19 protein-coding genes and 2 tRNA genes are annotated in these 21978 nt (G+C 35.4%); 17 read left to right on the plus strand and 4 right to left on the minus strand.

Annotation, left to right across the window (positions count from 1 at the left end; all coding sequences use genetic code 11):
- Positions 1-3357: LPXTG cell wall anchor domain-containing protein (locus ETI37_RS06750; protein ID WP_143460225.1), on the plus strand; the 3357-nt coding region annotated here is incomplete at its 5' end.
- Between the two features lie 185 nt (positions 3358-3542).
- On the plus strand, positions 3543-4808 hold the full coding sequence (locus ETI37_RS06755) for a carboxylate--amine ligase (protein ID WP_006586507.1): 1266 nt from the start codon (positions 3543-3545) through the stop codon (positions 4806-4808).
- Positions 4809-4859: 51 nt separating this feature from the next.
- On the opposite strand, the gene ETI37_RS06760 is transcribed toward ETI37_RS06755, so the two are convergent.
- Positions 4860-7058 carry an LTA synthase family protein gene (locus tag ETI37_RS06760; RefSeq protein ID WP_006586508.1) on the minus strand — a complete coding sequence of 733 codons (2199 nt, stop codon included), beginning with the start codon at positions 7056-7058 and terminating at the stop codon, positions 4860-4862.
- 133 nt (positions 7059-7191) lie between these two features.
- Between ETI37_RS06760 and ETI37_RS06765 the strand changes: the two genes are divergently transcribed.
- The 4 genes from ETI37_RS06765 (at position 7192) to ETI37_RS06780 (ending at position 11016) form a co-directional block, all read left to right on the plus strand.
- Positions 7192-7812 carry a VanZ family protein gene (locus tag ETI37_RS06765; protein ID WP_006587170.1) on the plus strand — a complete coding sequence of 207 codons (621 nt, stop codon included), beginning with the start codon at positions 7192-7194 and terminating at the stop codon, positions 7810-7812.
- A gap of 70 nt (positions 7813-7882) precedes the next feature.
- Positions 7883-9220, plus strand: coding sequence for a glucose-6-phosphate isomerase (locus tag ETI37_RS06770; RefSeq protein WP_006586510.1), 1338 nt, complete (start codon positions 7883-7885; stop codon positions 9218-9220).
- Positions 9221-9314: 94 nt separating this feature from the next.
- Entirely contained in the window at positions 9315-10685 is a 1371-nt protein-coding gene (locus tag ETI37_RS06775; protein WP_006586511.1) for an MFS transporter, read from the plus strand.
- A 91-nt stretch (positions 10686-10776) separates the two neighbouring features.
- Entirely contained in the window at positions 10777-11016 is a 240-nt protein-coding gene (locus ETI37_RS06780; protein ID WP_006586512.1) for a hypothetical protein, read from the plus strand.
- A 190-nt stretch (positions 11017-11206) separates the two neighbouring features.
- Here the strand turns inward: ETI37_RS06780 and ETI37_RS06785 are convergent.
- Positions 11207-11279: transfer RNA gene (locus tag ETI37_RS06785), tRNA-Gln, on the minus strand.
- A 5-nt stretch (positions 11280-11284) separates the two neighbouring features.
- A tRNA-Glu gene (locus tag ETI37_RS06790) sits at positions 11285-11356 on the minus strand.
- Positions 11357-11448: 92 nt separating this feature from the next.
- Here ETI37_RS06790 and ETI37_RS06795 point away from each other — a divergent pair.
- Complete coding sequence (locus ETI37_RS06795; protein WP_006586513.1) at positions 11449-12456, plus strand: serine hydrolase domain-containing protein; 1008 nt, start codon at positions 11449-11451, stop codon at positions 12454-12456.
- A gap of 28 nt (positions 12457-12484) precedes the next feature.
- Here the strand turns inward: ETI37_RS06795 and ETI37_RS06800 are convergent, their stop codons facing one another.
- Complete coding sequence (locus ETI37_RS06800) at positions 12485-13840, minus strand: Mur ligase family protein (RefSeq protein WP_006586514.1); 1356 nt, start codon at positions 13838-13840, stop codon at positions 12485-12487.
- Positions 13841-13978: 138 nt separating this feature from the next.
- Between ETI37_RS06800 and ETI37_RS06805 the strand changes: the two genes are divergently transcribed.
- From ETI37_RS06805 to atpA, 10 genes are all read left to right on the plus strand, one after another.
- A complete protein-coding gene (locus tag ETI37_RS06805) occupies positions 13979-14584 on the plus strand; it encodes a thymidine kinase (RefSeq protein WP_006586515.1) in 606 nt (201 codons plus the stop codon).
- A 34-nt stretch (positions 14585-14618) separates the two neighbouring features.
- Entirely contained in the window at positions 14619-15707 is a 1089-nt protein-coding gene (prfA, locus tag ETI37_RS06810; protein ID WP_006586516.1) for a peptide chain release factor 1, read from the plus strand.
- Complete coding sequence (gene prmC / locus ETI37_RS06815) at positions 15700-16542, plus strand: peptide chain release factor N(5)-glutamine methyltransferase (protein WP_006586517.1); 843 nt, start codon at positions 15700-15702, stop codon at positions 16540-16542. Before prfA ends, prmC begins: the two co-directional genes overlap by 8 nt.
- Positions 16542-17543, plus strand: a complete 1002-nt coding sequence (locus ETI37_RS06820) for an L-threonylcarbamoyladenylate synthase (RefSeq protein WP_006587174.1) — start codon at positions 16542-16544, stop codon at positions 17541-17543. Before prmC ends, ETI37_RS06820 begins: the two co-directional genes overlap by 1 nt.
- Positions 17544-17628: 85 nt before the next feature.
- The gene (gene upp / locus ETI37_RS06825) at positions 17629-18258 is read left to right on the plus strand and encodes a uracil phosphoribosyltransferase (protein WP_006586519.1); all 630 of its coding nucleotides are present in this window, start codon (positions 17629-17631) and stop codon (positions 18256-18258) included.
- Between the two features lie 131 nt (positions 18259-18389).
- The gene (atpB, locus tag ETI37_RS06830; RefSeq protein ID WP_006586520.1) at positions 18390-19106 is read left to right on the plus strand and encodes a F0F1 ATP synthase subunit A; all 717 of its coding nucleotides are present in this window, start codon (positions 18390-18392) and stop codon (positions 19104-19106) included.
- Between the two features lie 21 nt (positions 19107-19127).
- Complete coding sequence (gene atpE, locus ETI37_RS06835; RefSeq protein ID WP_006584495.1) at positions 19128-19343, plus strand: F0F1 ATP synthase subunit C; 216 nt, start codon at positions 19128-19130, stop codon at positions 19341-19343.
- Positions 19344-19381: 38 nt separating this feature from the next.
- Positions 19382-19891: a F0F1 ATP synthase subunit B gene (gene atpF / locus ETI37_RS06840; RefSeq protein WP_143458498.1), complete on the plus strand. Its 510-nt coding sequence runs from the start codon at positions 19382-19384 to the stop codon at positions 19889-19891.
- Positions 19891-20439, plus strand: coding sequence for a F0F1 ATP synthase subunit delta (locus tag ETI37_RS06845; RefSeq protein WP_006586522.1), 549 nt, complete (start codon positions 19891-19893; stop codon positions 20437-20439). The genes atpF and ETI37_RS06845 overlap by 1 nt, the downstream gene beginning before the upstream one ends.
- Before the next feature lie 14 nt (positions 20440-20453).
- Entirely contained in the window at positions 20454-21968 is a 1515-nt protein-coding gene (atpA, locus tag ETI37_RS06850; RefSeq protein ID WP_006587175.1) for a F0F1 ATP synthase subunit alpha, read from the plus strand.
- Positions 21969-21978 lie beyond the last annotated feature (10 nt).

The raw sequence follows: 21978 nt of genomic DNA on the forward strand, positions 1-21978 counted from the left end.
GCAGCTAAGTCAAACGTAGATAACGCAACAGATATTGCAGGTGTAAATACAGCTAAGCAAGATGCTCAAGACTTGAACAATGCCAAGAAGGCAGCTAAAGAAGCCATTGAACAAATGAGTGACTTAAGCGATGCCGATAAGACAGCAGCTAAGTCAAACGTAGATAACGCAACAGATATTGCAGGTGTAAATACAGCTAAGCAAGATGCTCAAGACTTGAATGATGCCAAGAAGACAGCTAAAGAAGCTATTAATAAGTTAACTAACTTGAACAAGGCTCAAAAGGAAGCCGCAATTGCTCAAGTAAACGCTGCAGAAACTGTAGCTGAAATTCAACCAATCGTAGAAACTGCAACTGCATTAGATGGCAAGATGGGCGACTTGAAGAAGGCAATCGAAGCAGCTGATGCCAAGAAGTCAACTACTGCTTACACACAAGCCAGCGATACTAAGGACTTCGATGATGCTTTAACAGCAGCTAACACATTGAACTCCGACAAGGGTGACAATGAAGACGCAGCCGCAGTCCAAGCTAAGATTGATGCATTAACTAACGCTAAGTTAGATGGTGATAAGCAACTTCAAGATGCCAAAGACGCTGCTATTGCAAAGATCAATGCTTTAGAAAACTTGAACAAGGCCCAAAAAGAAGCCGCAATTGCCCAAGTAAACGCTGCAGAAACTGTAGCTGAAATTCAACCAATCGTTGATACTGCAACTACATTAGATGGCAAGATGAGCGACTTGAAGAAGGCAATCGAAGCAGCTGATGCCAAGAAGTCAACTACTGCCTACACACAAGCAAGTGATACTACAGCCTTTGATACAGCATTAGACAATGCGAACACATTGAACTCTGATAACGGTGACAATGAAGACGCAGAAGCAGTCCAAGCTAAGATTGACGCTTTGACTAACGCTAAGTTAGATGGCGAAGACCAATTAGCTAAGGCTAAGAGTGATGCCATCGACAAGATTAACGCATTGACTAACTTGAACAAGGCCCAAAAAGAAGCCGCAATTGCCCAAGTAAACGCTGCAGAAACTAAGGATGCAATTGATCCAATCGTAGAAACTGCAACTACATTAGATGGCAAGATGGGCGACTTGAAGAAGGCAATCGAAGCAGCTGATGCCAAGAAGTCAACTACTGCTTACACACAAGCAAGTGATACTAAGGACTTCGATGATGCTTTAACAGCAGCGAACACATTGAATTCCGACAACGGTGACAATGAAGACGCAGAAGCAGTCCAAGCTAAGATTGATGCATTAACTAACGCTAAGTTAGATGGTGAAGACCAATTAGCTAATGCTAAGAATGATGCAATTGACAAGATCAATGCATTGACTAACTTGAACAAGGCTCAAAAGCAAGCAGCTATCGAAGCAGTAAACAACGCAACTACTGTAGCTGAAATTCAACCAATCGTAGATACTGCAACTGCATTAGATGGTAAGATGGGCGACTTGAAGAAGGCAATCGAAGCAGCTGATGCCAAGAAGTCAACTACTGCTTACACACAAGCCAGTGATACTACAGCCTTTGATACAGCATTAGACAATGCGAACACATTGAACTCTGATAACGGTGACAATGAAGACGCAGAAGCAGTCCAAGCTAAGATTGACGCTTTGACTAACGCTAAGTTAGATGGCGAAGACCAATTAGCTAAGGCTAAGAGTGATGCCATCGACAAGATTAACGCATTGACTAACTTGAACAAGGTCCAAAAAGAAGCCGCAATTGCCCAAGTAAACGCTGCAGAAACTAAGGATGCAATTGATCCAATCGTAGAAACTGCAACTACATTAGATGGCAAGATGGGCGACTTGAAGAAGGCAATCGAAGCAGCTGATGCCAAGAAGTCAACTACTGCCTACACACAAGCAAGTGATACTACAGCCTTTGATACAGCATTAGACAATGCGAACACATTGAACTCTGACAAGGGTGACAATGAAGACGCAGAAGCAGTTCAAGCCAAGATTGATGCTTTGACTAACGCTAAGTTAGATGGTGAAGACCAATTGGCTAAGGCTAAGAGTGATGCCATCGACAAGATTAACGCATTGACTAACTTGAACAAGGCTCAAAAAGAAGCCGCAATTGCCCAAGTAAACGCTGCAGAAACTAAGGATGCAATTGATCCAATCGTAGAAACTGCAACTGCATTAGATGGCAAGATGAGCGACTTGAAGAAGGCAATCGAAGCAGCTGATGCCAAGAAGTCAACTACTGCCTACACACAAGCAAGTGATACTACAGCCTTTGATACAGCATTAGACAATGCGAACACATTGAACTCTGACAAGGGTGACAATGAAGACGCAGAAGCAGTCCAAGCTAAGATTGATGCATTAACTAACGCAAACTTAGATGGTGATAAGCAACTTCAAGATGCCAAAGACGCTGCTATTGCAAAGATCAATGCTTTAGAAAACTTGAACAAGGCTCAAAAGCAAGCAGCTATCGAAGCAGTAAACAACGCAACTACTGTAGCTGAAATTCAACCAATCGTTGATACTGTAACTACATTAGATGGTAAGATGGGCGACTTGAAGAAGGCAATCGAAGCAGCTGATGCCAAGAAGTCAACTACTGCTTACACACAAGCCAGTGATACTAAGGACTTCGATGATGCTTTAACTGCAGTGAACACATTGAATTCCGACAACGGTGACAATGAAGGCGCAGAAGCAGTTCAAGCTAAGATTGACGCTTTGAACAATGCTAAGTTAAATGGTGAAAGAATAGCACTTCAAAAAGCTGTTGAAGTGGCAATTGCAAAAATTGAAGGAATTAATCCTGATTACATTTACTACAATTCAGATTCTGAATTACAATCAGCCTTCAAGGAAGCAGTGGCAAAGGGTAAGATATTGCTTGAACAACGTGATGCAAGTGATGAAAATTACCAACTTGCTAGAGAAGCAATTGAAGCTGCTATGAAGGCACTTAATGGACAACTTACTGATAAGACAGCCTTACAAACTTCTGTTTCACAAAGTGGTGAAGTTCATAAATCAGTTGCATATCTTAATGCTAGTGAAGCAGCTAAAAAAGCTTATGATGATGCTTTAGCTAACGCAGAAGCTGTCTTGGCTGATAAAAATGCTACTCAAGCTGATGTTGATGCAGCACTTGCTAAATTGAATGCAGCGCTTCAAAAGCTTGATGGAAAAGAATCTCCTGCAAAACCAACTGTTAAGAAAAACACAGTAAAGCTCGGCACTAATGCTGATCGTTTACCACAAACTGGTTCTCATGAATCTGTTGCAAGTGAAGTAGGTTTAGGAATTCTTGCATTAGGCCTAGCAGCATTAGGTTTAGTTAAGAAGCGTAAGGAAGATTAATTTCTTTCACACTTTTAATTAAAATCCTCAGTTTTGGTTATTTCTCCAAACTGGGGATTTTTGTTACATAAATATTCTTTAAAAACGCTGTTCAACTGTTCACATATACATTGCACTGTTTTAAAATAATTAGGTATGTTATTACCTATTTGGTGATAATTTTGACAAAAGGAAGTATTTAGATAATGACAAAGAAATTTACGCCAATTTTACTTGGTAGTGATATTAATGTATACGGAATGGCTCGCTCATTTCATGAAGCCTATGGAATTAAAGTTGAAGCTTGGGCAGGTAGTCCATTAGCTGCTACCAAGTATTCTAAGATTGTCGATGTTAAAATATATCCCGGTTTTAGTGAAGATCCTGAATTCATGAATGTCATGAAGAAGAAAATTGAAGAATATAAAAATCATGAAGAACCGGTTATTTTAATTGCTTGTGGTGATGGGTATGCTGAACTTTTGGCCAAGCATAAGGCTGAACTTTCAGAAGCTTTCATTGTACCTTATATTGAATATGACCTTTTGAAGAAGTTGATTTCTAAGGAAGGCTTTTATGAATATGCTGAAAAATATGGGCTTCCTTATCCAGGTACCAAGATTATTACAATGGATGAATATAAGGCTGGTAATTATTTGACAATTCCATTTAATTATCCTGTTGAATTGAAGCCTGAAGATCCAGTTTCCTGGCTTGATTGCCAATTTGAAGGTCGTAAGAAGACTTTTACTTTGAAATCAGAAGCAGAATTAAAGGACATTGTGACTAAGATTTATACTCATGGCTACAAAGCAGATTTGATTTTGCAAGATTTTATTCCCGGTGATGACTCACATATGCGTGTTCTTAATGCATATGTTGATAAGAATCATAAAGTAAAAATGATGTGTTTGGGACATCCTTTACTTGAGGATCCAACTCCTCAATCTATTGGTAACTATATGGCGATTTTGCCAGAATTTAATCAAGATTTATATGATCAAGTGCAAAGCTTCCTTGAGAAGATTAATTACACTGGTATGGCTAATTTTGATATTAAATATGATGAACGTGATGGTAAGTTTAAATTCTTTGAAATAAACTTGCGTCAAGGCCGTTCAAGTTTTTATGTAACTATGAATAATTGCAATTTAGCTAGATGGTATATTGATGATTATGTTGAAGATGACTTAGCTAATCGTGAAACTGTTTATGCAAATAAGAACAACAATGACCACGTATTATGGTTAGGTGTTCCTAAGAAGATTTTTACAGAATATGCAGTTGATAATGAAGCTAAGCATGAGGCAACTAGTTTGATTGAAGCTGGTAAATATGGCACTACAGTATTTTATGAACATGATCGTTCATTTATGAGAATGCTGTTGATGAAGTATATGTTCCATAACTATATTGGTCGTTTCAAAAAGTATTTTGAAGTTAATAAGGGACAATATTTTGAGAAAAAATAGTTTATAACTAAAAAGTGGTCAAGTACGTTTAATGTACTTGACCACTTTTATTTATTTACTACTTGAAGAAGACTGATTACTGGAACTTGTTGAGCTTGAACTACTTGAACTAGCAGAACCAGAAATACTTTCTGGGACAGTAGTAATCTCAGTGGTGCGTCCTTTAAGTTCTGGCGCATCAGTTTGATAGAGATTAGTTGTTGTTCCTTTGTGCTGACTATATAGTGAAGTAGAAGCTTTCCCTAATTGCTCTCTTAACTTAATCATTTGTTGAAATTCAGTTATGTAATTAAATTGTGTTGGAGTGACTGGGATAAAGCCTTTTGGAGTGTAAAAACGAAGCAAATCTCGATTATTCAAGGTATCGGAATAATGTAAACTTTCACTTTCGTATTTTACTAATTTTCGTAATTCTTTCTTTTGTGTATTAGTAAATGTTTTGATTAATTTACCTGTTTTTGTATCATAGACATTACCACTTGTTGCCTTACCATTAATAATTGTATATTTTGGAGTGACAATTGTTCCATTTCGAAAAACGACAATTTGTTTATGCTCTTTGCTTAACATATCTGTACCAAACTGAATATAGTCTTTGGTATTTACGCCAAGCAAGTGAAGAATTGTAGGTAAAACATCAATCTCACCTGCATATTCTTTCTTTATCCCGCCTTTTAAGCCATCCATATGAATCATAAATGGAACTGTTTGGAATTGAGCTGTATCATAGCTTGTCCAATCACTTGTTTTACCTAAGACGCTAGAAATAGCATTATAGTCAGAACTAGATAAGCCATAGTGATCGCCGTAGATGACAATCATTGAGTTTTTATAAAGACCGGATTTCTTTAAATAATCAAAAAATTCTTTTAATGCAGAATCAAGATAGTGAGCAGTTAAGAAATAGCCATTAACAGTTGCATCACTGGTATTTGTTGTCTTAAAGTCTGGGTCTTTATCTTCATCATCTAAATCAAACGGAATATGATTAGTTACAGTAATGAACTTAGTGTAGAATGGCTGCTGCATCTGTTCTAAGTACTTAATACTTTCTGCAAATAAAAGTTTATCCTTGATACCATAACCACTTGAGTCTTCTTTATTGCTGGAATAGTAATTTTTGTAGAAGAAATAATTATAGCCCATATTTTTGTATACATCATTTCTATTCCAGAAAGTAGCAATATTTCCATGGAAAACAGCAGACGTATATCCAGATTGCCTTAAAATCTGTGGAGCAGCTTGGAAGGTGTTATTAGATCCTAGGCTAGTAAATAACGATCCATCAGAAATCCCGTAAGTTCCAGTTTCAAGCATGTTTTCAGCATCACTTGTCCGCCCTAAACCAACTTGATTGTAAAAATTCTCATATGAAAGAGTATTTTTATCTTTATAAAGTGAATTTAAGAATGGCGTTACTTCTTTACCATTAACTTTCAGATTAATTAAAAACTGCTGAAAGCTTTCAAGGTGAATAATAATAACATTTTTACCCTTTGCCTTACCAAAATATTGAATATTAGGGCTGGCATAATTTTTCTTAGTAAAGGCTAAAATCTTATTTAATTCTTCTGCATTAGCTGTTTTGGAATTAGTACCAGATTGTAAAGATTTAACAGCATCATAAGCGGTATAACTAGTGATGCCCAAATATTTTACGACATATACCCGGTCGAATGTATTTCTCAAAAGACGAGGGCGACTAGTTTCTGATAAGAAGAAGTTAAGTCCTAATAAAAAGCAGGCAAAACTAGTAACTGCAAAAGAGTTAGAAAAACTATATTTCTTTTGATCAATTTTGATGATTTTGAAAATTAATAACAGAATAATAATTATCAAGTCTAACCAAATAAAAATATCATCAAAATGAAGCAAAGAAACGGCGCTCTTTCCAAGTCCTTGAGAAACTTTGCTAGTATTGGCAATTGTCTTGATTGTCAAAAAGTCAGTAAACTGTCGATAGTAGATAATATTGGCAAAAAGCAAAGCCGTATTAATAAAGTCGATTACTAACATTGTTATGTAGGAAGCAAGAGGCTTTTTAATGTATAAAGCTAAGCTTAACAATAATATGCTAGTGGCGATTGGACTGGTCCACATTATAAAATGCTGGTAAGGGTCACTTAACCCTAAGTTGAAGTCAACATAGCCAGCGAAGATGTATTTAATTGTATATAGGATTGTTAGAAGGGCTAAAAAGCCAGTTCTTTTTTGAATCCAGGTGAAATTAAACTCTTGAATTTTTCTCACGATAGATACTCCTTAATAGGTAATATTTTAAAGGTTTCCGCATGATTCGACAATCTTTTGTAACTTTCTTAATAATTAGACAGAGTGTTTATATGTATAATGGTAATAATAAAGAGGAAAGGACTAATGAATGATGATTTTTTTAGGACCGTTATACAGCTTTTTAGCAAAACATTTGGCTAAAAATATCAACCATTTTGCCCTAGTAAAACTTGTCATGATTAGTTTAGATAAATCAATCTTTTATTTTTTGATTTTTGCATTTTTACGTTTGCTGTGGCTTTTGTTAGTTAGAAAAAGACGTAGTCACTTCTCAGAAAGCTTAGTTTGGATATTTACTTTTTATGTGATGTTTTTATTAGCAACAACAACTTTTCGTGAAAGCTATTTTCCTTGGCAATTAGCCTTTAACTGGAATCGTCCACTGAGCGATATTAATTTGATTTTCTTAAAGGAAACCTGGAAATTAACTCAGGGTGTAACGTTATTTGATTTTATTTATAATTGCTTTGGTAATATTTTATGCTTTATGCCTTTTGGACTTTTATTTCCAAATTTAATTAAAAAAAGAACCTGCTTTTTGCAAACAGCAATAGCTGGAATGTGTTTGTCACTTTTTATTGAAACTATGCAATTTGGTTTAAATACTGGTGTAAGTGATATTGATGATGTCTTTTTTAATACTATTGGAGCTATTTTAGGATATTTAGCATATATTTTTATAAAAAAAGTTGCGCATTCAAAAACTTTGTAGTAGTTTTCACATATTAAGATTGCTAAAATAGAAGTGTTAGTAAAATTTTATAAAAAGGAAGTTACGATATATGAGTTTAGTTCATTTTGATTCAAGTAAGTTGGCTCCTTTTGTTCACGACAATGAATTAAAAGAAATGCAAGCTATGGTTAATGCCGCAGATTCAGAACTTCGTCAAGGTACTGGCGCAGGTAACGACTTTAGAGGTTGGCTTGATTTGCCAGTTAATTATGACAAGGACGAATTTGCTCGCATTAAAAAGGCAGCTAAGAAAATTCAATCAGATTCTGAAGTTTTAATTGGAATTGGTATCGGTGGTTCATACCTTGGTGCTCAAGCTGCTATTGAATTTTTGAACAGTGCATTCTATGGCAAAGAAGACAATGGTTATCCAACAGTAGTATTTTGTGGTAATTCTATTTCTGGTTCATACCTTGCTGATTTGATTAATTGGGTAGGAGATAAGGACTTTAGTATTAATGTTATTTCTAAGTCTGGTACTACTACTGAACCATCAATCGCATTTAGAATTTTAAAGGCTAAGTTGATTGAAAAGTACGGTAAAGAAGAAGCAAACAAGCGAATTTATGCAACTACTGACCGTGCTAAGGGTGCTCTTAAGACTGAAGCAGATGCTGAAGGCTATGAGGAATTTGTTGTGCCTGATGACTTAGGTGGACGTTTCAGCGTTTTAAGTGCTGTTGGTTTATTACCAATCGCTGTTGCTGGTGGTGATATTGATAAGTTAATGGAAGGTGCTGCTAAGGCTCGTGAAGATTACACTGATACTGATGTAACCAAGGATTCACCATACCAATATGCAGCTCTTCGTAACATTTTATACAGAAAAGGTTACACCACTGAATTACTTGAAAACTATGAGCCAACTTTGAGAATGTTTGGTGAATGGTGGAAGCAATTAATGGGTGAATCTGAAGGTAAGGATCAAAAGGGCATTTATCCATCAAGTGCTAACTTTTCAACTGATTTGCACTCACTTGGTCAATATATCCAAGAAGGTCGTCGTAACTTGATGGAAACTGTTGTTAGAGTTGAAAATCCACGTTTTGACGTTGAAATTCCTAGCGACAAGGAAAACCTTGATCAACTTAACTTTTTAGCTGGCAAGACCATGAATTACGTAAATGACCGTGCATATGAAGGTGTTGTTTTAGCACACACTGACGGTGGCGTACCAGTTATGACTGTTAACATTCCAGATCAAAAGGAATTAACTTTAGGTTACCTTATTTACTTCTTTGAATTAGCTGTTGGTATTTCAGGTTACCTCAATGGTATTAACCCATTCAACCAACCTGGTGTTGAAGAATACAAGCGTAACATGTTTGGTTTGCTTAACAAGCCAGGTTACGAAGAATTACATGATGACTTAACTAAGCGTCTATAATTTGTTAGAATAATTTTTATCTGAGTCGGTAATGCTATATTACTTTGAGTAGGAGCTATGCTTCTACTCTTTTTTATTGGAAAAGGGGTATTTTGTGAACACACAGAGAAAAAATATGACTGCAATTTTGATGGTGGCCGTCTTAGCTTTTTTAGGGATATTAACGGAAACAAGTTTAAATGTAACTTTTCCGGAAATGATGAAAGACTTTAAAGTTAGTCTTGATACAATTCAATGGACGACAACTGGTTATTTATTAGCAATTGCTATTTTAATGATTTCATCTTCATATTTAAATAAACGTTTTACAGCGAGAGCTATTTTCTTATTTGCAAGTGGTAGCTTCTTAATTGGTTCTTTATTGTGTTTATTTAGTAGTAATTTTGAAATTATGCTTTTAGGGCGGATTATTTCAAGCTGTGGTGCGGGCTTGGCGACACCTTTAATGTTTAATTTGGTAACAGAATTAATGCCACGAGAAGAAATCGGCTTTTATATGGGCTTAGCTGGCTTGGTTTTAGCAATGGCACCAAGTTTAGGGCCAAGCTTTGGCGGAATAATTGCATATTATTTCAATTGGCGAGTAATTTTTTCGATTTCAAGCCTTTTAGCAATTATTGTGATTTTAATTGGATTACGAGTTATAGGGAAATATCATGAAGTTAGTCATCCTAGTTTTGATTGGGTGCGTTACATTGTCATAAGTTTGTTTATGGTTGATTTTACACTTATGATTAATCATTTAAGTAGTGGATTTAACTTTCAATTTTTTCTATATTTAGTTTTTGCTATTTTAAGTATGTGGCTGTTTATTCATTTATCTAAAAATAGTCAAAAGACTTTGATAAACCTGGCAATTTTTAAAGATGCGGCCTTTGTATATGCAATGTTGGCCTTTTTCTTAATTCAATTCATCAATATTGGAGTTAGCTTTGTCTTACCTAATTATGTTCAAATTGTAAATGGAGCTTCAACTTTAGCTGGGGGATTAATGTTATTACCTGGTAGCGTAATTTTTTCCTTAATGACGCCTTATTTTGGCCATTTATATGATGAAAAGGGTGCTAAGTTACCATTGTACTTAGGCGGAACATTTTTGCTTATAGCGGTAATTTTATTAGCGATTTTGGGTATGAAATTAAATCCATGGCTAGTAGGTATAATTTATAGTTTGCTTACTTGTGGAATGAGAATGGCATTTAATAACACTTTGACATTAGGTATTGAAAGTTCACCCAAACAATTACATGCAGATGCTACTGCTATTATGCAAACAGGACAACAATTTGCTGGTTCAATTGGGACAAGTGTCTTGGCAGCAATCATTTCTTTTTCACAAAGCACAAGTCATGGAAGTGAAGCATTCCTAATGGCACAGGGATGTGAAGTAGCATTTATCTTTGTGACTTTTATTGCTATTTTGATTATGATTTGTTACTGGCAATTGTTTACAAAAGTAAACTAAAATTTAAAAATTAAAAAACGTGTAATCGCTTTCTTTAATACAAATTTATACATATAATTTGATTATAGAGTATAGAGAGGAAGTATTACTCATGGAAAATAAAATGACTCACAGCGCAAGCATTTTGAATGCTCGCCTTTTATGGAAAATTGTCTGGGTAGTAGTTTATGGTATTACCGCCTTTTATACATACCTTTCATTTACAGATATGGCACATATGATGAAATGGATGATGTATGCAATGGCCTGGATGGCAGGAGGGATGCTTGCTGAAGCTGTTGTGGGTCTGATATACCACTGTTGTGGCAAAGATGGCAATGGATGCCATTAAGATAACAATAATTTGATAGTAACAGCTAAAAAAAGGTGGCCTAAGAAAAGGTCGCCTTTTTAACTATAAAAATAAATTCTTTGTAAAAAAAACAGAAGCTTGTGCTTCTGTTTTCTGTACAATAATTGCACAAAGTGCTGCCCTTATCTCATGTCAGCTTCTCACAAGACTGACACAACAGCACTAGTGATTGGGATATTCGGGCTCGAACCGAAACATTATGGAACCAGAATCCACTGCCTTACCAATTTGGCTATATCCCAGTTAATCGCCCGTACGAGAATCGAACTCGCAACTCCGCCTTGAGAGGGCGACGTCTTAACCATTTGACCAACGGGCAATTTCAACAGTCTTAATTATCCTCATATTTTATAATGCTGTCAAGTTGTTTTAAAATCTAAAACAACGTATTCTAAATAAAGGTGATAGTATATGAGTGATTTCTTTCGAACACAATATTTAATTGAAAGTATGGTATCAGAACGGATCGTTCCAGGTGTCAATTATGCATTTATTAAAAATAATCAAGTGTTTAAATCAACAATTGGTTTTAGTGAAATTTATCCTAGTATTAAGCAATTAAGTCCTTATGCAGAATATGATTTAGCTAGTTTAACAAAGGTCTTGGGGACAACCAACGTCTTTTTGAAGTTATATCAAGAGGGAAAATTAAACTTCAATGAACCACTTGGTGATTTTTTGCCTGAATTCCAAAACCAGCCTGTTCGTCTATTTCACTTATTAACGCATATAAGTGGCATTAGAGGCTGGATTGAAAATCGAGATCAATTGCCAGCTAGTGACTTATTAGAAGCAATAAAAAATTTGCCAGTTACTGATGAATTTGAAACCAAAATGAGATATGCCGATACTAATTTTATTTTACTAGGATTAGTTTTAGAACAAATTTATCATAAGAATGTTCAAGATATCATTATGGATGAAGTCATTAAACCAGCTGGTTTACAACATACTACCTTTAAGCCGGCAGTAGAAGATTGTGTTCCCACGGCAGTAGTAGATGGAAAATTATTGCAGGGTATTGTACATGATCCTAAAGCGCGAGTGTTGGGTAAACATTGCGCTTCAGCGGGATTATTTGCCAATATTGATGATTTAATAAAATTGACTTTTGGTTATTTGGGAAGAAATAATCTTTTGCCATTTAGTCAAGAATTAACAAGTGAACTTTTTGCAATTAAATCCAATTCAAAAAAAGTTCATCCTCGTTCTTGGGGGTGGGACTTAGTATTTGATCCTAATGATCAACATCCATTAATTTTTCATACAGGTTTTACTGGAACTTTTATTTTAATTGATCGTCGAAAGCAAACGGCAATGATTGTTTTAACTAATCGTGTTCATCCAACTGGCCATAATCAAATCTTTTTAACTATGCGCCAAAGAATTGTAGACAGCTTTTTAGCAGAAAATAAATAAGCCATCACGCTAGGTGATGACTTATTTTTTAATTGATTTTATTTTTTAAAATCTTTTGATCATATAGTGTGCTACGTAAAGCTAGCATTGCTGTATAAGTAGCTAAGATATAAACTTTTTTGGTTGGTGCTTCTTTAATTCTTGTAAGCAAGGTATTATCATCAGGAGTAACTTCCATAGTTCCTGGATCAAAGCCAGCAACTTCAAGTCTGAATCCCATATCATGATGACGTTCACCACCAACAAGAACTTGTTTAACTTTACTTTTATCTAAGCCTTCATAATCAGCGTCCCAAATCCAGCTAGTGTCAATTCCGTCAGCATGATGAGCATTAAGTAGTGTGGCTAAAGTATAGTCGCTTTTTTCAGTATTTAACAGGCTTAATACTTCATTTAATCCAACAGGGTTTTTAACCAAGATTAAATTAATTTCTTTATCGGCATAAGAAATTAGTTCTTGGCGCCCAAAAATTCGTTTATTTTTGGCAAAGGCATTTGCAATTTCAGCTTCGCTAACATCAAATTCACGAGCTACACTGAATGCAGCTAGTGCGTTGTAGATGTTGTAAGTACCACCAATCCCAATTGCAAATTCAGTATTTTCAATTCTGAATTTAATTGAATTAGGAGTTCTTTCTGTAATTTCTTTTAGCCTATAGCTAAGATTTGGACGCTTAAATCCACAATTAGGACAGAAATAATCGCCTAAATTAGCATAACTGATTGCATGATAATGGATGATATGATTACATTTTGGACATAGAACTCCATCAGTATTTACACTGGCCTTAAAGTCGTTTTGAGCTTCATCAGCCTTTGTTTCAAATCCATAAAAGATTTTTTTATTTGGTAGTTCAACTGAAGAAAAGATGCTTGCGTCACCATTTGCAATTACCACTGCATCAGGAGCTAATTTAATACCATCAATGATCTTGTCATATGTAGTATAAATTTCACCATAGCGATCCATTTGGTCACGAAAAATATTAGTTAAGACATACGCTTTAGGATGAAGTAGTTCAGTTACGCGTTTAACATTAGCTTCGTCAACTTCTAAAACAGCTAATTTACGGCCATGGCGTTTTGCTTTATGACTTAAAAAGGCTGTAACAATACCTTGCTGCATATTAGAACCAGATGGATTAGTTAAAATTTCACCATATTTTTCTTTTAAAGCATTAACAATTAAAGCTGTTGTCATGGTTTTTCCATTAGTTCCAGTTACAATAATTGTTTCATAATCTTTAGCAAGATTTGCTAAAATATTAGGGTCGATTCTCATCGCAAGTTTCCCCGGGAAACTTGTCCCACCTTTAAAAATGTTGTGTAAAACCCAATGTGATGACTTTCCAGAAAGTTTTGCAATACCAGATTTTAGATTCATGTCTTTAATCCCTCTTATTTCAAACTATTTTTTACTATATCATATGAATCGATGTAAAACGATAGTTAAAAGCTTAGACTGCACAAATTTAAATTTTCCTCTATACTATTAGAGGAACTTTTTCGAAGGGGAAAAAAGATGGCACAATTATTTTTTTGTTATGGAACTATGAGTAGTGGTAAAACAATTGAAATTTTAAAGGTTGCTCATAATTATCAAATGCAAGGGCGAAAAATCGCTTTAATGACTAGTGGTAAAGATGACCGCAGTGGCAAGGGCATTATTGCTTCAAGAGTGGGTCTAAATAGCAAAGCTACACCAATTGAAGATGATATGAATATCTTTAATTATGTAAAAAAGCAGAATGAAAAGGATATTGCAAATGGTGATGGGGCAATTGCCTGTGTTTTAATTGATGAAGCCCAATTTTTATATAAGCATCATGTTTTGGAATGTGCCAAAATAGTTGATGAGTTACATATTCCAGTAATGACTTTTGGATTAAAAAACGACTTTCAAAATAATTTATTTGAAGGAAGTCAGTATTTACTTCTTTATGCTGATAAAATAGAAGAGATGAAAACAATTTGTCATTATTGTGGTCGTAAAGCAACGATGGTAATTCGTGTTCAAGATGGTAAAGCAGTATATGAGGGAGCACAATTACAAATTGGTGGCGATGAATCATACTACCCAGTTTGCCGTTTTCACTATAATCATCCTGGCCAAAAAAGAGAAGATTAAGCGAAGTTTACTACTAGAAGAAGGGAAGAATTAAATGGATAAGGTAATGGCTCAACTAGAAGGATTAGTAGCACGTTATGAAGAAATTCAAGAATTGATGGCTGATCCAGAAGTTATTAATGACACTAAACGTTATATGGAAATTTCAAAAGAAGAAGCAGATATGCGTGAAGTTGTCCAAAAATATCGCAAATATCAAGAAGATCAAAAGACTATTTCTGATAATAAAGAAATCATTGAAAATGAATCTGATGAAGATTTAGTCGAAATGGCTAAAGAAGAAAATAGTGACTTAGAAAAAGAAGTTGCTGAACTTGAAGAAGAAATTAAAATTTTGATGCTTCCAAAAGACCCTAATGATGATAAAGATATTATCATGGAAATCCGCGGAGCAGCTGGTGGGGATGAAGCTTCATTATTTGCTGGTGACTTACTTAGAATGTATGAAAAATATGCGGAAACACAAGGTTGGAAGATTTCTGTGATTGATGAAGAAACTACTGAAGTAGGTGGTTATAAGCACGTTGCTATTATGATTACTGGTGATAAGGTTTATTCAAAATTAAAATATGAAAATGGTGCTCACCGTGTTCAAAGAATCCCAGTAACTGAATCACAAGGTCGTGTTCATACTTCAACTGCAACAGTTGCCGTTATGCCTGAATATGAACAAGTAGATATTGACTTAGATCCAAAAGATATTAGAGTTGATGTCTATCGTTCAAGTGGTGCAGGTGGTCAGCACATTAACAAAACTTCTAGTGCCGTTCGTATGACCCACCTTCCAACAGGTATTGTTGTAGCAATGCAAGACCAGAGATCACAACAACAAAACCGGGCAAAGGCTATGGAAATTTTGAAGTCACGTGTTTATGACTACTATGAAAGTCAAAACCAAGCTAGCTATGATGAAAAACGTAAGAACGCGGTTGGTACTGGGGATCGTTCAGAAAGAATTAGAACATATAATTACCCTCAAAATCGAGTAACAGATCATAGAATTGGTTTGACTTTAAATAAATTAGATCGAATTATGAATGGTGAACTTGATGAAATTATCTCTGCATTAATCGTTCACTACCAAACTAAGCAATTAGAGGAGTTGGCAGAAGATAATGCCTAAGACATTAAAACAATTAGTTCAGTTAGGTCAAATGCGAGCACCAGAAGCTAGTATAGAAGATATTTCTTACCTGATTTCAGAGCGAGCAGGACTGACGCCTAGTGAATTTCAATTAAAGCAAGATTCTGAGGCAAGTAGCAAATTAGAAAAGCAACTTCAAAAAGACTTCAAAAAATTAGCTAGAAATGTCTCCCCACAATATATTCTGGGATATGCTTGGTTTTTAGGTTATAAGATTATGGTGCAAAGAGGCGTTTTAATTCCCCGATTTGAAACTGAAGAATTGGTTGAATGGGCTTTGGACCATTTACATGATGGAATGAGAATTTTAGATCTTGGTACAGGCTCAGGGGCAATTATGGTAGCACTAGCTAAAGAAGCAAGTAAAAAAGGAATAAAGGATTTAACTTTATATGCAAGTGATATTTCCGACTCTGCATTAAGAACTTGTGAAGAAAATTTCTTAACTTTTGATCTTGATGTTACTGTTCGCAAAGCTAATGTATTAATTGGTCTAGAGAAGTTTGATTTAATTATTTCAAATCCGCCATATATTCGACCAGAAGAAAAAAATCTGATGGACAGCAACGTCTTGCAAAATGAACCTGAAGAAGCTCTTTTTGGTGGAAAAGATGGCCTAGAATTTTATCGTAGATTTGCTAAACAAGTTCGTGAACATTTAACTGATGAAGGTCAATTCTTCTTGGAATTTGGATTTAGTGAAAAAGATGATTTAGCAAAATTATTTACAGAAGAATTGCCTGATTTTAAGGTTGAATTTAAAGATGATTTGGCCGGTAAACCAAGAATGGTATATGGAAAGTGGCAAAAATAATGGAAACACAAATTTTAAAGAAAGATCAAATAGATCAAGCTGTTGAATTTCTAAAAAATGGTGAATTGGTTGCTTTTCCTACGGAAACAGTTTATGGTTTAGGTGCAATTGCTACCAAAGAAGAAAGCGTTAAAAATGTTTATAAAGCTAAAGGACGCCCTAGTGATAATCCACTAATTGTTACAGTTAGTGATGAAGATATGATGAAGCAATATGCTAAGTTTATTCCGGAACGGGCTGAAAAGTTAATTAAGCATTTTTGGCCAGGCCCATTAACTTTACTTTTATTAGTTAAAGAAGGTAGTTTGCCGACTGTAGTGACAGGTGGCTTAAAAACTGCTGCTTTTAGATGTCCTGACGATGAATTAACTCATGAATTAATTTCTAAGTTAGGTTATCCAATTGTTGGTCCATCAGCTAATACTTCTACTAAACCTTCACCAACAACTGCTGAACATGTTTATCATGATTTAAAAGGAAAAATTAGTGCGATTATTGATGGCGGTGCAACTGAAGTAGGTCTTGAATCAACAATTATTGATTTGTCAGTTGAAACTCCAATTGTTTTACGGCCAGGTCAAATTACTCCTGAGGAATTAAGTAAAGTTTTAGGAGAAAAAGTTCTGATCAATACTGGTAAGGTTTCTGATAAGACAATTCCTAAAGCACCTGGGATGAAATATCGCCATTATGCTCCAAGTGCTCCAGTATGGGTTGTAGATGATGTTAAGGACTTTTCTAAAATTAGTTACACGAGTGACACTGCAGTAGCAGCTCTTGATAGCGTGCTAGATACATTAGATTTACCAGCTGAAAATAAATTTAGCTTAGGTAAAGACTTAAAAGATGCTGATCACAACTTATTTAGTGCATTGCGATTTTTTGATGATGAAGCAAGTATCAAGACGATTTATGTTCAAGGCTTTGATGAAGGCGAGCAAAGTTTGGCCTATATGAATCGTTTAAATAAGGCAGCAGCAGGTCATCACTATAAAAATTAAAAATAATTCAAAGCTAAAGGTTTAAACCTTTAGCTTTTTTTTATAAAATAATACTGATATTGGTATTTTATTTTAGGAGGCTAATATGGGAAAATTTACAGTTTTGAATCACCCATTGATTCAACACAAGTTAACCATCATTCGTAAAAAAGACACTGGTACTAACGAATTTAGACAAATCGTTGGTGAAATTGGTGGCTTAATGGTTTACGAAATGACCCGTGATTTACCACTGAAAAATGTGGAAATTGAAACTCCTATTGGCAAGACAACCCAAAAAGAACTTGCTGGTAAGAAGTTAGTTATTGTACCAATTTTAAGAGCTGGCTTAGGTATGGTTGATGGGGTTTTACAAATGATTCCATCAGCTAAAGTTGGCCACATTGGTATGTATCGTGATGAAGAAACATTGAAGCCACATGAATATTTCTTCAAAATGCCACAAGATATTGAAGAGCGTGATGTAATAATTGTGGATCCAATGCTTGCAACTGGCGGTTCTGCGAATATGGCGATTGATGCTCTTAAAAAACGTGGCGCTAAAAATATTCGCTTGGCGGTTTTAGTTGCAGCACCTGAAGGTGTAAAAAATATTCAAGAAGCTCATCCAGATGTAGATATTTATGCTGCAGCTGAAGATGAAAAATTAATGGATAATGGTTATATTTTCCCAGGGTTAGGGGATGCCGGAGATCGTTTATTTGGTACCAAATAAACAAATAGATTAAATATGTATAACATTTTTTTAAGTTAATACGCTTTCATCTTTTTACAAAGAGAGTGAATTGGTGGTATCATGAATACCGTGTTTGAGGTATTCAGCACAGGAAAGGAGGTCACGAAGTTATGGAGAAACCCGAAATACTCAGGCTATTTGGTCTTACCTTTAATGTTAGTAACATACTAGGTGGGACTTTGGTAGCTTTAATTGTATTTGGAATGTGCTTTTGGTTAGCAAGAAAAGTTGAATTGCGACCAGGTAAAAAGCAAAACGTTCTTGAATACATTATTGATTTCACTGATGGAATTGTGAAAAGCAATGTTGAAGATGAAGATGCTCAAAAACATTTATCACTTTATGCATTTGTCTTATTCCTATTCATTTGGTGGTTAAACCAATTAGGTTTATTCCTAGAAGTCAAAGATATGAATGGATTGATGTTGTTTAAATCACCAACAGCTGATCCAACTATTACCATGACAATGGCAATGATGACATTACTGTTATCTTATAACTTTGGTGTTCAGAAGTTTGGAACATTTGGCTATTTGAAGAATTATGCTCGACCATTGCCATTCTTCTTGCCAATTAACGTAATGGAAGAATTCACTAACTTCTTAACATTGTCGTTACGTCTTTACGGTAATATTTATGCTGGTGAAGTTTTGCTTACATTGATTGGTAATGATTTCGCCCATAGTTTTGGAATTGGAACCATTATTTTATCAGCACCTTTGACCATTATTTGGCAAGGTTTCTCAGTCTTCATTGGCTCTATCCAAGCATATGTATTTGTAACTCTTTCTATGGTTTATATTGGTAAAAAGGTTACACAAGAATAGTTTATATTCGGAGGTTATTTTATGAAGTTTTTAGCTGTTGCTATCGCCGCAGGTTTAGCAGCCCTTGCTGCATCATACGGTAACGGTAAGGTTATCAGTACAACCATCCAAGGTATGGCTCGTCAACCAGAAAGCGCATCTGAATTACGCTCAACTATGTTTATCGGTGTTGGTTTGATTGAAGCTGTTCCTATTTTGGCAGTTGTTATTGCCTTCTTGATCTTCTTCTTAGGTTAATCTGTTAAAAGGAATTTATTTAGAGAGAAGGGCAGTATATGACTAACATTTTGTTTGCCGCTGAAAAGTCTGATCTTTATTTGGGAGACACCATATATTACCTGATTTTATTTGCAATATTATTATTGGCTGTTAAGCATTTTGCTTGGGGTCCAGTCACTGATATGATGGAAAAACGTCGTCAACAAGTGATTGAAGATATAGATAAAGCTGCAGATGAACGGAAAAAAGCCGAAATTTTGGCTGGTGAACGTGAAGAACAATTAAAGAGTTCTAGACAAGAAGCTACGCAAATTCTCTCTACTGCAAAAACTAATGCTGAAGCAGCTGGAAAGGATATTTTGAACCAAGCTAACGAAGAAGCTAAAAATATCCGTGAAAAGGCGAAAGCTGATGCGATTCAAGCTAAGAATGATGCTTTGAACGAAGCACAAGCACAAGTTGCTGATATTTCAGTTCAAATCGCAGAAAAGGTTATTGCTAAGAACTTATCTGCTGCAGATCAAAATGATTTAGTCGACCAATTTATTAAGGGGTTGAATAAATAATGGCATTAAGTAGAGAAGAAATCAGTGCACGCTATGGTGCTGCCCTATTCGGCTATTGTCAAGATAATAATTCTTTAGACAATGTTTACAGTGAATTGCAAGTTTTAAAGACTGCAATTTTAGATAATCCTCGTTTGAGTGAGTTTTTATCTTCACCTGTTTACAGTATGGAAGAAAAAAAGCAACTATTAAAAAATATTAGTGCTGATTTTTCACAAGAACTACAGCAGTTTTTAGAATTATTACTTGACTATGGTCGATTTGCAGTACTACCTGATATTGTTAATCAATTTAATATGCGCTATAACAAGCTTAATAATATAGCTTTTGGAAAAGTTATTAGTGCTGTTAAGTTAGATGACGAGCAATTACATAAACTTGGTCAAGCTTATGCTGAAAAATATGATCTTAAAGAATTAAAATTAACTAACCAAGTTGATCCTTCAATTATTGGAGGGGTTATTTTGGAAGTTGAAGATTATATAATTGATGGCAGTGTAAAAAACAAGTTAAAGAAAATTCGTGCACAATTAGTTGAAAATATTTAAAAGAGGTGAAACCATTGAGCATCAAAGCGGAAGAAATTAGCTCATTGATCAAGAAACAACTTGAACACTTCGATGACAAACTCGATATCGACGAAGTAGGTGTCATTACCTATGTCGGTGACGGTATTGCCAGAGCACATGGTTTAAATAATGTTTTGGCTAATGAGTTACTTGAATTCGAAAACGGCTCTTACGGTATTGCCCAAAACCTAGAAACTAATGATGTTGGGATTATCATTTTAGGTAAATACGACAACATTAGAGAAGGTGACCGAGTTAAAAGAACTGGCCGAATTATGGAAGTCCCAGTTGGGGAAGCCTTAATTGGTCGAGTTGTTAATCCTTTAGGTCAACCTGTTGATGGTTTAGGTGAAATTAAGACCGATAAGACACGTCCAATTGAATCTAAAGCTCCTGGCGTTATGGATCGTCAATCAGTTAACCAACCACTTCAAACTGGTATTAAGGCTATCGATGCCTTGGTTCCAATTGGTAGAGGTCAGCGTGAGTTAATCATTGGTGACCGTAAAACTGGTAAAACTAGCTTGGCAATTGATACTATTTTGAATCAAAAGGGACAAGATGTTATTTGTATCTATGTTGCGATTGGTCAAAAAGAATCAACAATTAGAAGTCAAGTAGAAACATTAAAGCGTTTTGGCGCTATGGATTATACAATTGTAGTTGAAGCAGGACCAAGTGCTCCTGCACCATTACTTTACATTGCTCCTTATGCTGGTACAGCAATGGGAGAAGAGTTTATGTACAATGGTAAGGATGTTTTGATTGTCTTTGATGACCTTTCAAAACAAGCCGTTGCTTACCGTGAACTTTCATTGTTAATCCGTAGACCGCCTGGTCGTGAAGCATACCCTGGTGATGTTTTCTATATTCACTCAAGATTGCTTGAACGTAGTGCCAAGCTTAGTGATAAGCTTGGTGGAGGTTCTCTAACAGCATTACCATTTATTCAAACTGAGGCGGGAGATATTTCTGCATATATTCCAACTAACGTAATTTCTATTACAGATGGGCAGATTTTCCTTCAAAGTGATTTATTCTTTGCAGGTACTCGTCCAGCTATTGATGCCGGTGCATCAGTTTCTCGTGTTGGTGGTAGTGCGCAAATTAAAGCTATGAAGAAGGTTGCAGGTACTTTGCGTGTTGACCTTGCTTCATTTAGAGAACTTGAAAGCTTTGCTCAATTCGGTAGCGATTTAGACCAAGCTACTCAAGCTAAACTTAATCGTGGACGTAGAATTGTTGAAGTCTTAAAGCAACCATTACATGAACCACTTCCTGTTGAAAAGCAAGTTTTGATTCTTTATGCTTTAACTCACGGCTTCCTTGACTCTATTCCAGTTGAAGATGTTGCAAGATATGAACATGAACTTGATTCTAACTTTGAATCAAGCCATGCTGACTTGCTTAAAACAATTCGTGAAACTGGAGATTTGCCAGATGAAGACGAAATGAATGAAGCTATTAAGAGCTTTAATGAAGGCTTCACACCAACAAGTAAGAACTAGGAGGTAATTT

It is taken from the genome of Lactobacillus mulieris (assembly GCF_007095465.1).
Taxonomy (GTDB): Bacteria; Bacillota; Bacilli; order Lactobacillales; family Lactobacillaceae; genus Lactobacillus; species Lactobacillus mulieris.

What these genes read in the sequence shown, in the direction of transcription:
- ETI37_RS06755 (WP_006586507.1), top strand. Translation starts at nt 3,543, where the DNA reads ATGACAAAGAAATTTACGCCAATTTTACTTGGTAGTGATATTAATGTA.
- ETI37_RS06765 (WP_006587170.1), top strand. Translation starts at nt 7,192, where the DNA reads ATGATTTTTTTAGGACCGTTATACAGCTTTTTAGCAAAACATTTGGCT.
- ETI37_RS06770 (WP_006586510.1), top strand. Translation starts at nt 7,883, where the DNA reads ATGAGTTTAGTTCATTTTGATTCAAGTAAGTTGGCTCCTTTTGTTCAC.
- ETI37_RS06780 (WP_006586512.1), top strand. Translation starts at nt 10,777, where the DNA reads ATGGAAAATAAAATGACTCACAGCGCAAGCATTTTGAATGCTCGCCTT.
- ETI37_RS06795 (WP_006586513.1), top strand. Translation starts at nt 11,449, where the DNA reads ATGAGTGATTTCTTTCGAACACAATATTTAATTGAAAGTATGGTATCA.
- ETI37_RS06800 (WP_006586514.1), bottom strand. Translation starts at nt 13,840, where the DNA reads ATGAATCTAAAATCTGGTATTGCAAAACTTTCTGGAAAGTCATCACAT.
- ETI37_RS06805 (WP_006586515.1), top strand. Translation starts at nt 13,979, where the DNA reads ATGGCACAATTATTTTTTTGTTATGGAACTATGAGTAGTGGTAAAACA.
- prfA (WP_006586516.1), top strand. Translation starts at nt 14,619, where the DNA reads ATGGATAAGGTAATGGCTCAACTAGAAGGATTAGTAGCACGTTATGAA.
- prmC (WP_006586517.1), top strand. Translation starts at nt 15,700, where the DNA reads ATGCCTAAGACATTAAAACAATTAGTTCAGTTAGGTCAAATGCGAGCA.
- ETI37_RS06820 (WP_006587174.1), top strand. Translation starts at nt 16,542, where the DNA reads ATGGAAACACAAATTTTAAAGAAAGATCAAATAGATCAAGCTGTTGAA.
- upp (WP_006586519.1), top strand. Translation starts at nt 17,629, where the DNA reads ATGGGAAAATTTACAGTTTTGAATCACCCATTGATTCAACACAAGTTA.
- atpB (WP_006586520.1), top strand. Translation starts at nt 18,390, where the DNA reads ATGGAGAAACCCGAAATACTCAGGCTATTTGGTCTTACCTTTAATGTT.
- atpE (WP_006584495.1), top strand. Translation starts at nt 19,128, where the DNA reads ATGAAGTTTTTAGCTGTTGCTATCGCCGCAGGTTTAGCAGCCCTTGCT.
- atpF (WP_143458498.1), top strand. Translation starts at nt 19,382, where the DNA reads ATGACTAACATTTTGTTTGCCGCTGAAAAGTCTGATCTTTATTTGGGA.
- ETI37_RS06845 (WP_006586522.1), top strand. Translation starts at nt 19,891, where the DNA reads ATGGCATTAAGTAGAGAAGAAATCAGTGCACGCTATGGTGCTGCCCTA.